At 74.9% G+C, this 10,784-nt stretch carries 11 protein-coding genes; all 11 read left to right on the top strand.

Annotation, left to right across the window (positions count from 1 at the left end):
* Position 1 precedes the first annotated feature (1 nt).
* Positions 2-3,130, top strand: coding sequence for an Rne/Rng family ribonuclease (locus J5O08_RS19710; protein ID WP_308281742.1), 3,129 nt, complete (start codon positions 2-4; stop codon positions 3,128-3,130).
* Positions 3,131-3,396: 266 nt separating this feature from the next.
* A complete protein-coding gene (rplU, locus tag J5O08_RS19705; protein ID WP_203670265.1) occupies positions 3,397-3,705 on the top strand; it encodes a 50S ribosomal protein L21 in 309 nt (102 codons plus the stop codon).
* Between the two features lie 63 nt (positions 3,706-3,768).
* A complete protein-coding gene (gene rpmA, locus J5O08_RS19700) occupies positions 3,769-4,023 on the top strand; it encodes a 50S ribosomal protein L27 (RefSeq protein WP_147796066.1) in 255 nt (84 codons plus the stop codon).
* 88 nt (positions 4,024-4,111) lie between these two features.
* Positions 4,112-5,623: a GTPase ObgE gene (obgE, locus tag J5O08_RS19695; RefSeq protein WP_218708607.1), complete on the top strand. Its 1,512-nt coding sequence runs from the start codon at positions 4,112-4,114 to the stop codon at positions 5,621-5,623.
* Between the two features lie 289 nt (positions 5,624-5,912).
* Entirely contained in the window at positions 5,913-6,782 is an 870-nt protein-coding gene (locus J5O08_RS19690) for a serine protease (RefSeq protein ID WP_218708605.1), read from the top strand.
* The gene (locus J5O08_RS19685; RefSeq protein WP_218708604.1) at positions 6,779-7,090 is read left to right on the top strand and encodes a carboxypeptidase-like regulatory domain-containing protein; all 312 of its coding nucleotides are present in this window, start codon (positions 6,779-6,781) and stop codon (positions 7,088-7,090) included. The genes J5O08_RS19690 and J5O08_RS19685 overlap by 4 nt, the downstream gene beginning before the upstream one ends.
* A 53-nt stretch (positions 7,091-7,143) precedes the next feature.
* Positions 7,144-8,292, top strand: a complete 1,149-nt coding sequence (gene proB / locus J5O08_RS19680; protein ID WP_218708603.1) for a glutamate 5-kinase — start codon at positions 7,144-7,146, stop codon at positions 8,290-8,292.
* A 65-nt stretch (positions 8,293-8,357) separates the two neighbouring features.
* Positions 8,358-9,695 carry a glutamate-5-semialdehyde dehydrogenase gene (locus J5O08_RS19675; RefSeq protein ID WP_218708602.1) on the top strand — a complete coding sequence of 446 codons (1,338 nt, stop codon included), beginning with the start codon at positions 8,358-8,360 and terminating at the stop codon, positions 9,693-9,695.
* Positions 9,696-9,767: 72 nt separating this feature from the next.
* Positions 9,768-9,923 (top strand): hypothetical protein, encoded by a 156-nt coding sequence (locus tag J5O08_RS19670; protein WP_166943740.1) that lies wholly within the window; start codon positions 9,768-9,770, stop codon positions 9,921-9,923.
* 25 nt (positions 9,924-9,948) lie between these two features.
* Positions 9,949-10,551 carry a nicotinate-nucleotide adenylyltransferase gene (nadD, locus tag J5O08_RS19665; protein ID WP_147796070.1) on the top strand — a complete coding sequence of 201 codons (603 nt, stop codon included), beginning with the start codon at positions 9,949-9,951 and terminating at the stop codon, positions 10,549-10,551.
* 46 nt (positions 10,552-10,597) lie between these two features.
* Positions 10,598-10,784: hypothetical protein (locus tag J5O08_RS19660; RefSeq protein ID WP_218708601.1), on the top strand; the 187-nt coding region annotated here is incomplete at its 3' end.

Here is a 10,784-nt window from a genome sequence, read left to right as displayed (position 1 = left end):
GGTGGCCGCCGAGGCGCCCGCCGCGCCCGAGGCCCCCGCCGCCCCTGCCCGGCGGTCGCGCCGCGCCACCCGCCCCGCCGGGGCCGGCGCCGCCGCGTCCTCCGCTGCGCCGGAGCGGGTCGCCGCGCCCGCCGTCGAGGCGCCTGTCGCCCCGGCGCCCGAGGCCGTCGAGGACGCGGACGAGGACGCCGTCATCGAGCAGCCCGAGGACGAGCAGGTCGCCGAGGCCGTCGAGCAGGCGGAGGAGACCTCGGCGGCCGCTCCCGAGAGCCGCCTGGACGTGCTCGCCGAGCTCGGCCGCAGCCAGTCCGCCGGTGAGCGCGAGCCGGCGCGCCGGTCCCGTGGTCGTCGGTCGGGCTCCCGCAAGGCCGGGGCGCCGGACGCCGCCGCGTCGGAGGCCGCCGCGCAGCAGCCCGCCGCGCAGCAGTCCGCCGCCGAGGAGCCCGCCGCGGCCGAGCAGCAGCCCGCGGCCCAGAAGCCCGCCACCGACAAGCCCGCCACCCGGCAGCCCGCCGGCCAGAAGGCGGACCAGGACCGCGCCGCCTCGGCGCGCCTCGCCACGACCGCGCTGCTGTTCCAGGCGCCCGAGGCCCCGCGCCGCCGGCGCCGCGCCCAGGCCCCGTCCGGCTCGCCCGAGGCGATCTCCGCCGCGGCGCAGGCCGAGCTCGAGGCCGCGCAGGCCGCCGAGGCCGCCGCTGCCGAGGCCGAGGCGCCGCAGGACGCGCCCGCCGAGGAGCAGGCCGCCACGTCGCGCCGCCGAGGCCGCCGTGGCCGTTCGCGTGCCGAGCGCGCCGAGGCCGCGGCCGAGGAGACCACCGACGCCGTCGAGGCCGAGGACGCCGCCGCCGTCGAGGCCGCCGCCGCGGACCAGGCCGACGAGGAGGCCGAGGAGACCGCCGCCGAGCGCGCCGAGGACGAGGGCGACGAGAACGCCCCGCGCCGCCGCCGTCGCCGGGGCGGCCGCGGCCGCCGCTCGCGCGGGGGCTCGGACGCCGAGCAGGGCGAGGACGACGCCGAGCAGCCGTCCGACGAGGGCGACGAGCAGGCCGAGGACGCCGAGGACCGCGAGGACGAGGCCGACGAGCAGGGCGAGGGCGACGAGCAGGGCGGCAGCAGCCGCCGGCGTCGTCGGCGTCGCCGCTCGGGCCGCGGGGGCGGGGAGGACGCGGGCGAGCAGCAGCAGTCGTCGTCGCGCCGGTCGTCGTCGCGCGGCGGGGACGAGGTCACCGCGCTGCGCGGGTCGACCCGCCTGGAGGCCAAGCGCCAGCGGCGCCGTGAGGGCCGCGACGCGGGCCGTCGCCGCCAGATCATCACCGAGGCCGAGTTCCTGGCCCGCCGCGAGTCGGTCGAGCGGTCGATGGTCGTGCGCGAGGCGCACGGCAAGACCCAGATCGCCGTGCTCGAGGACGGCGTGCTCGTCGAGCACTACGTGTCCCGGCAGGCGCAGGTCTCGATGGCCGGCAACGTCTACCTCGGCCGCGTGCAGAACGTGCTGCCCAGCATGGAGGCGGCGTTCGTCGACGTGGGCAAGGGCCGCAACGCCGTGCTGTACGCCGGCGAGGTCAACTGGGACGCCGCCGGCCTCGAGGGCGGCCAGCCGCGCCGCATCGAGCAGGCGCTCAAGTCCGGCGACTCCGTGCTGGTCCAGGTCACCAAGGACCCGATCGGCCACAAGGGCGCCCGCCTGACGTCGCAGATCACCCTGGCCGGCCGGTACCTCGTGTACGTGCCCGGCGGCGGCATGACCGGCATCAGCCGCAAGCTGCCCGAGCCCGAGCGCGCCCGCCTGAAGAAGATCCTGCGCGAGGTCGTCCCCGACTCGGCCGGCGTCATCGTGCGCACGGCGGCGGAGGGTGCCTCCGAGGAGGAGCTGCGCGCCGACATCGCCCGCCTGCAGTCGCAGTGGGAGGCGATCGAGAAGAAGTCGAAGACCGCCAACGCGCCGGCGCTGCTCCAGGGCGAGCCGGACCTGGCGATCCGCGTGGTCCGCGACATCTTCAACGACGACTTCTCCTCGCTGGTCGTCCAGGGCGACGAGGCGTGGGCGACGATCTCCGGCTACATCGGCGAGCTGGCCCCGGACCTGGCCGAGAAGGTGTCGAAGTACACCGGCACCGGCGACGTGTTCGCGGACCACCGCGTCGACGAGCAGCTGGCCAAGGGCATGGACCGCAAGGTCTGGCTGCCGTCCGGCGGCTCGCTGGTCATCGACCGCACCGAGGCCATGACGGTCGTCGACGTCAACACCGGCAAGTTCACCGGCGCGGGCGGCACCCTCGAGGAGACCGTCACCCGGAACAACCTGGAGGCCGCGGAGGAGATCGTCCGCCAGCTCCGGCTCCGGGACATCGGCGGCATCATCGTCATCGACTTCATCGACATGGTGCTCGAGTCGAACCGCGACCTGGTGCTGCGCCGCCTCGTCGAGTGCCTGGGCCGCGACCGGACCAAGCACCAGGTGGCCGAGGTCACCTCGCTCGGCCTGGTGCAGATGACCCGCAAGCGGGTCGGCCAGGGCCTGGTCGAGGCGTTCTCCGAGACCTGCGAGCACTGCAACGGCCGCGGCTTCATCGTGCACGCCGAGCCGGTCGAGAAGCACAACCACAAGCCGGAGGCGGGCGCGCCTCAGCAGCCGGCCGAGAGCGGCGGCGAGGCCAAGAAGGCGCGTCGCAAGCGCGGCGGCAGCAAGGAGCAGGCGCCCGCGCCGGCCGCGACGCCGGCCGTCCCGGTGCTGCCGGAGGCGCGGGACGCGGTCAAGGCCACGCTCGCGACCATCGCGGCGGCCGCGGCGCACGCCCACGCGCACGACGGCGAGGAGCACGCGGCGCACGGCGACGAGGAGCACGCGGCGCACGGCGACGCGGGGGAGCAGCCCGCCCCCGCCGCGCAGGCTCCGGCCGAGGCGCCCGCCGAGGCCCCGGCCCCGGTCGAGGCCGCCGCGGACGCGCCCGCCGAGGCGAAGCCCGCCCTCGACGTGCTCGCGGCGCTGGGCGACCTCGCCGCGCGGTCCCCGGAGCAGCCCGCCGCGGCCCCGGCCACCGGCGAGCCGCACCTCGAGCTGACCCCGGTCGACCCGGGCCTGTTCGAGCTGTCCGGCACCGAGTCCGACCCCGAGGACGACGCGTCCTGACCGCTCCTGCGGCCCCGCGCCCACCGCGCGGGGCCGCAGGGAGGCGGTTTGACCCTCTCGGAGGGTCTGCGTATCCTTGAACGTCGGTGCGCTCTGATGGTGAGCCCGGTTGATCCCGGGTCGCTGCGCAGAGGCACCGTTCGTGCGTGACGCCCCAGCGGCGCCGACCTCCCGAGCTCCGCGGCCACCGCGGTGGCGCGCCGGGACCGGCAGCAGGGCGGGGCGCCCCTGAACCTGTAGTTCGACGAGCAGAGATGAGCAGCAACGTGGTGTACGCGATCGTGAAGGCCGGCGGCCGCCAGGAGAAGGTCGCCGTCGGCGACGTCGTCGTCGTCGACCGGCTCGCGGCCGCGGCCGGCGAGACCGTCGAGCTGCCCGCGCTCCTCCTCGTCGACGGCACCGCCGTGACGTCGGACGCCGCGGCGCTCGCCAAGATCAAGGTCACCGCGGAGGTCGTCCGGGACGAGAAGGGCCCGAAGATCGACATCCTGCGGTACAAGAACAAGACCGGCTACCGCCGCCGCCAGGGCCACCGTCAGGCGCTCACCCGCCTCAAGGTCACCGGCATCAAGTGACCTCGCGGGCCTGCCGGCCCGTGACTCCTCCCGTAGACAGCACCGCAGGAAAGCAGGCCTGAGATGGCACACAAGAAGGGCGCGAGCTCCTCGCGCAACGGTCGTGACTCCAACGCCCAGCGTCTCGGCGTCAAGCGCTTCGGCGGCCAGGTCGTCAACGCCGGCGAGATCATCGTCCGCCAGCGCGGCACGCACTTCCACCCCGGCGTGAACGTCGGCCGTGGCGGCGACGACACCCTGTTCGCGCTCGCCGCCGGTGCGGTGCAGTTCGGCACCCGTCGTGGCCGCAAGGTCATCGACATCGTGACGGCGGGCTGACACCGCCGCACCCCAGCACGCTGGCCGGAGGGGCGCACCGCACGACGCGGTGCGCCCCTCCGTCCGTCCAGGAAGGAACCACCCGCACATGGCCGCGTTCGTCGACCGAGTCGTCCTGCACGCCAGCGGCGGGGACGGCGGCCACGGCTGCGCGTCCATCCACCGCGAGAAGTTCAAGCCGCTCGCCGGCCCCGACGGGGGCAACGGCGGCAACGGCGGCAGCGTCATCCTGGTCGTCGACCCGCAGGTCACGACCCTGCTCGACTACCACCACGCGCCGCACCGGCACGCCCCGTCCGGCACCCAGGGCATGGGCGACCACCGCCAGGGCTCGACGGGCCAGGACCTCGTCCTCCCGGTGCCCGACGGCACCGTCGTGAAGTCCGCCGACGGCGAGGTGCTGGCCGACCTGGTCGGCGCCGGCGCCACGTTCGTGGTCGCCGAGGGCGGCCACGGCGGCCTGGGCAACGCCGCCCTGTCGTCCCCGCGCCGCAAGGCCCCGGGCTTCGCGCTGCTCGGCGAGCCCGGCGACGCCCGCGACGTCGTGCTCGAGCTCAAGACGATCGCCGACGTCGCGCTCGTCGGCTTCCCGAGCGCGGGCAAGTCGTCGTTGGTCGCCGCGATGTCCGCCGCCCGGCCGAAGATCGCCGACTACCCGTTCACGACCCTGGTCCCGAACCTCGGCGTCGTGCAGGCCGGCGACGCCCGGTACACGGTCGCCGACGTCCCGGGCCTGATCCCGGGCGCCAGCGAGGGCAAGGGCCTCGGCCTGGAGTTCCTCCGGCACGTCGAGCGGTGCGCCGTCCTCGTGCACGTCCTCGACTGCGCGACGCTCGAGCCGGGCCGCGACCCGCTCACCGACCTCGACGTCATCGAGGCCGAGCTCGCCGCGTACGCGGGGGACATCGGCATCGAGGGCGGCCGGGTGCCGCTGACCGAGCGCCCGCGCATGGTCGTGCTGAACAAGATCGACGTCCCCGAGGCCCGCGAGCTCGCCGACCTGGTGCGCCCGGACCTGGAGGCGCGCGGGCTGCGCGTGTTCGAGATCTCGACCGCGAGCCACGAGGGCCTGCGCCCGCTGACGTTCGCGCTCGCCGAGGTCGTCGAGCAGGCCCGCCGCGACGCGCCCGCCCCCGAGGCCACCCGCGTCGTGCTGCGGCCCAAGGCCGTCGACGAGGCCGGGTTCACGGTCGCGCGCCGGCAGGACGGCGACCACGAGTACTTCCAGGTCCGCGGCAGCAAGCCCGAGCGCTGGGTCCGGCAGACCGACTTCGCCAACGACGAGGCCGTGGGCTACCTGGCCGACCGGCTGGCGCGGCTCGGCGTCGAGGAGAAGCTCCTCAAGGCCGGCGCCGTCGCGGGCGCCGAGGTGGTCATCGGCGACGGTCCGAGCGCGGTCGTCTTCGACTGGGAGCCGACGCTGATGACCGGGTCCGAGCTGCTCGGCGGCCCCCGCGGCTCCGACCAGCGCCTCGAGGACCACAGCCGGCCGACCCGCGGGCAGAAGCGCCAGGAGTACAAGGAGCGCATGGACGCCAAGGCGGAGGCGCGCGCGGAGCTGTGGACCGAGCGCGAGGCCGGCCTCTGGCGCGAGGACTGACCCCGGGGTCTCCCAAAACCCACCCCTTGAGTGGAGCGTTCTGCCCGACACGCACCGGCGTGTCGGGCAGGACGCTCCACTCATCTCCACGTGGGGGTCTACCCGAGCGGGGACTCGGCCTGGATGATGGGCGACGCAGCCGCACTCGCCCGATCTCCGACGAAGGAGTGCGCGCATGCGCTCATCACCCGGCCGAACCCTCACCGCGTTGCTGGCGAGCGCCGCTCTGGCGGTCCTCGCTCTCCCCGCTGCTCATGCCTCACCGGAGGCTCCGCCGAGGTCGATCACGATGGAGGACAGCACAGGCGCGACCTGGACGATCTCACCGTCGCTCTCGACGGCCCGTGGTGGCACAGGCGCGGCGCTGACGGTGCCCGCGTCGACAGGCACGGGCAACCTCACCGACCTCGTGGGTGGGCAGATCTTTCCGGATGTTCCTGACGATGTCGCGGCTGCGCTCGCGCCGCTCTCGGGGTCGAGACCGGGGGCGAGGGCAGTCATCGGCACGGACGACCGGACCAGGATCACGAACGTGACCGCCTCCCCCTACGTGCAGATGCCGCTCTTCATCTTCGACCGTCCCGGGAACGGGACGAGCGCGTGCACCGGCTGGCTCTACGGCAACCGCACGTTGGCCACTGCGGCCCACTGCCTCACCGATGGACAGGGCACCTGGTACACGAACTTCCGGGTCTACTTCGGACTCGATGGAAACACCGCGTACGCGCAGTGCGGGTACAACGTGCTGGCCGCTCCGACGGGATGGGACGGCACGACCGGCAGTGCATACGACTGGGGCGTCGTCGTCCTGAACTGCAACGCCGGGAACGTCCTCGGCAGCATGGGATACCAGGCGCTCGACAGCGCCCCGTCCGGCAGCTGGTCCGTCACCGGGTATCCCGCCGACAAGTCGCCGGCCAACACGATGTGGACGCACGCGGCCCCTGTCGCCGTCCAGAACAGCGACAAGTGGAAGTACGAGATCGACACCTACCACGGGCAGAGCGGCGCGCCGATCTGGCGACTGGAAGCGGGGACGGCGTGCGGCAACTGCGCGATCGGCATCCACACGACCGGCGGAACGACCAGCAACTCGGGCGTTCGCATCACGAACGCCGTCGGCAGCACTCTCCACGCGTACTCAGCTCGGTACCCGTGATCGTCGCCGCCGTTGGTGCGCTGGCTCTCGCGGGATGCTCCGCCCCCGAGGCCGGGGTGCTGGCCGGGAGCGTGATGGAGTCGTCGGGCGCGCCGTGCGCGGACTGCGCGATCGGCCTGACCCCCCTCACCCCCGGCGTCTCCGTGATCGAGCTCGCGCAGTACACCGACTCGGAGGGGACGTTCCGGGTCGAGCGCCTGCAACCCGGCGAGTACCGCGTCACCGTCTTCCGTGACGGATCGTCCGCGGAGCAGCGCGCCGTCGTCGAGCCCGGGCGGACGACCGTCGTCGACCTCGATATGCCCTGACGGCGTCCCGGCCAGCGGATGGCGCTGCGGCGCGGCGGCACTCGCGGGGGATGATGCTCCCCGTGAGTGCCGCCGCCCTGTCCGACCGCCGCCTGCTGCCCGAGGTCCGCCGCGTGGTGGTCAAGGTCGGCTCCTCCTCGCTGACGGACGGCACCGGCAAGCTCGACCCGGCCCGGCTGCGGGCGCTCGTCGACGTGCTGGCTGCCCGGGTCAACGGCGGGCACCAGGTCGTCCTGGTGTCGTCCGGCGCGATCGCGACCGGAATGGACCCGCTCGGCCTCGCGAAGCGACCCCGCGACCTCGCGACCCAGCAGGCCGCGGCGTCCGTGGGCCAGGGGCTGCTCGTCGCGCACTACACCCGCGCGTTCCACGAGCACGGGCTGCGGGTGGGCCAGGTGCTGCTCACCGCCGACGACACGATGCGGCGGACCCAGTACCGGAACGCGCAGCGGGCGCTGGAGCGGCTGCTCGACCTCGGCATCGTGCCGATCGTCAACGAGAACGACACCGTCGCCACGGACGAGATCCGGTTCGGCGACAACGACCGGCTGGCCGCGCTGGTCTCGCACCTCGTGCACGCCGACGCGATGGCACTGCTGACGGACGTCGACGGGCTGTACACCGGGCCGCCGGACCGCGAGGGCTCGCGGCGGATCGCCGAGGTGCGCGGGCCGAAGGACCTGGACGGGATCGACGTGTCCGCGCGCGGGTCCCGGGTCGGCACCGGCGGCATGGTGACCAAGCTGGAGTCGGTGGCGATCGCGACGGCGTCCGGCGTGCCGGTCGTGCTGACGTCGGCGGCCCAGGTCGCCCCGGCGCTGGCCGGCGAGGACGTCGGCACCTGGTTCGCGGCCACCGGCAAGCGCGCCTCGACCCGGCTGATGTGGCTGGCGTACGCGGCCCGCACGCACGGGCGGCTCGTGCTGGACGACGGCGCGGTGCGGGCCGTCGTCGAGCGGGGCACGTCGCTGCTCCCGGCCGGGGTGACGGCCGTCCACGGCGAGTTCGAGGCCGGAGACCCCGTGGAGATCGTCGCCGCCGACGGCACGGTGGTGGCGCGCGGGCTGGTGGCGTACTCGTCGCAGGAGGCGCCCGACCTGCTGGGCCGGAGCACGTCCGAGCTCCGCGCCGAGCTGGGGGAGGGGTACGACCGCGAGCTCGTGCACCGGGACGACCTGGTGCTGGTGCGGCGCCGGCGCTGAGCCGGGTCGCGCCGGGCGCTGAGACGCCCGCGGGACGTCGCCGCGTCCGGGACTAGGCTGGTGCGATGACCACCTCGCTCGACGCCCCGGCCACGGACGGGGCCCAGCCCTCCGCCGTGCCCGCCGCGCCGTCGGCCGACGACGTCACCACCGAGGTGCTCGCCGTGGCCCGGCGCGCCAAGGAGGCGTCCCGCGCCCTGGCCGTCGCGACCCGCGGCGCCAAGGACGCGGCGCTGCACGCGCTCGCTGACGCCCTGGTCGCGCACGCCGACGCGATCGTCGCCGCCAACGCCGAGGACCTGGACCGCGGCCGCGCCGACGGCATCTCGGACGGCCTGCTCGACCGGCTCGCCCTGACGCCCGCGCGGATCGAGGCGATCGCCGGCGCGCTGCGCGAGGTCGCGGCGCTGCCCGACCCGGTCGGCGAGGTCGTGCGCGGCTCGACGCTGCCGAACGGCCTGCGGATGCGCCAGGTGCGCGTGCCGATGGGCGTCGTCGGGATGATCTACGAGGCGCGGCCCAACGTCACGGTCGACGCCGTGGGCCTGACGCTCAAGAGCGGCAACGCGGTCGTGCTCCGCGGCGGCTCCGCGGCGGCCCGCAGCAACGCGGTGATCGTCGACGTGCTGCGCGCCGCGCTCGAGGCCCAGGGCCTGCCCGCGGACCTCGTGCAGTCGGTCGACGCCTGGGGCCGTGCGGGCGGGGTCGCGCTCATGCACGCGCGCGGGCTGGTCGACGTCCTGGTGCCGCGCGGCGGCGCCGGCCTCATCCAGACCGTCGTCCGCGAGGCCACCGTGCCCGTCATCGAGACCGGTGTGGGCAACGTGCACGTCTACGTCGACGCCACCGCCGACCCGGCCGTCGCGCTGCCGATCCTGCTCAACGCCAAGACCCAGCGCGTCGGGGTGTGCAACGCCGCCGAGACGCTGCTGGTGCACCGCGACGCCGCCGACGCGTTCCTGCCGTCCGCGCTGACCGCGCTGGCCGAGGCCGGCGTGACGGTGCACGGCGACGCCGCCACCGCTGCGGCCGCCCCCGCCGGCGTCGAGGTCGTGCCCGCCACGGACGAGGACTGGGCGACCGAGTACCTGTCGCTCGACCTCGCGGTGCGCGTCGTCGACGACCTGGACGCGGCGCTCGAGCACATCCGCACCTGGAGCTCCGGCCACACCGAGGCGATCGTCACCCGTGACCTCGCCGCCTCGGAGCGGTTCGTGGCCGAGGTCGACTCCGCGGCCGTCATGGTCAACGCCTCGACGCGGTTCACCGACGGCGGCCAGCTGGGCCTCGGCGCCGAGATCGGCATCTCCACCCAGAAGCTGCACGCCCGCGGGCCGATGGGGCTCGGCGAGCTGACCACCACCAAGTGGGTGGTCCACGGCGACGGGCACGTGCGGCCCTGACCCGGCGTCCGGCGGGCGACCCGCCGGACGTGCGACACTTGACCCTCACTTCGACCCGTCCGGGAGGACCACGTGAACGCTGCGCTGCGCGTCGCCGAGACCGCCGCCGAGCACACGACCGAGCTGCCGTTCTCGCCCGTGGTGTTCGGCATCACCGCCTTCGGCGTCCTCATCGCCCTGCTGCTCGTGACCTTCGCCTTCCGGAGCGTCGGCACGCGCCACGACTGAGCCTGCCGGTAGGGACCCGCATCCGATGACGCAGCGACGAGCCCGGCTGGGCGTGATGGGTGGCACCTTCGACCCCATCCACCACGGCCACCTCGTCGCCGCCAGCGAGGTCGCCGCGCGGTTCGACCTCGACGAGGTCGTGTTCGTGCCGACCGGCGCCCCGTCGTTCAAGCAGGACGTCGACGTCACGCCGGCCGAGCACCGCTACCTCATGACCGTCATCGCGACGGCGTCGAACCCGCGGTTCACCGTCAGCCGGGTCGACATCGACCGGCCCGGCCTGACGTACACGGTCGACACCCTGCGGGATCTCGCGCACGAGCGGCCCGACGCCGACCTGTACTTCATCACCGGCGCGGACGCCATCGAGCAGATCCTCACCTGGAAGGACTCGCCGGAGCTCTTCGAGCGCGCGCAGTTCGTGGCCGTGACCCGGCCCGGCCACACGCTCACCACCGACGGCCTCCCCGCCGACCGGGTGAGCCAGTGGGAGATCCCGGCGCTCGCCATCTCGTCCACCGACGTGCGCGCCCGCGCGCGCGGCGGCAAGCCCGTCTGGTACCTGGTGCCGGACGGCGTCGTCCAGTACATCGCGAAGCACGGTCTGTACCGGGGGAGCGAGTCGTGATCCACGAGATCGCCCGCTGCGTCCCCGGTCCCGAGGAGGCCCCGAGATGAGCTCGTCCGGCAGCCCGCTGACCCGACGGGAGCTGCGGGAGCGCGAGGCCGCGCGGCTCGCGGAGCAGGAGCGCGCCGCCTCGGCGGCCGCCGCGCCCGAGGCCGGTCAGGCGACCCCGCCGCGGGGCGTCGGCCGGGCGGCCGGCGGATCCCAGGCGCCGGCCCGCCCCGCGACGTCGACCG

This window comes from Cellulomonas sp. PS-H5 (genome assembly GCF_019265565.1).
GTDB lineage: Bacteria > Actinomycetota > Actinomycetes > Actinomycetales > Cellulomonadaceae > Cellulomonas.
The sequence above is the reverse complement of the archived record's forward strand: the minus strand, read 5'-3'. Positions and strand labels throughout refer to the sequence as shown.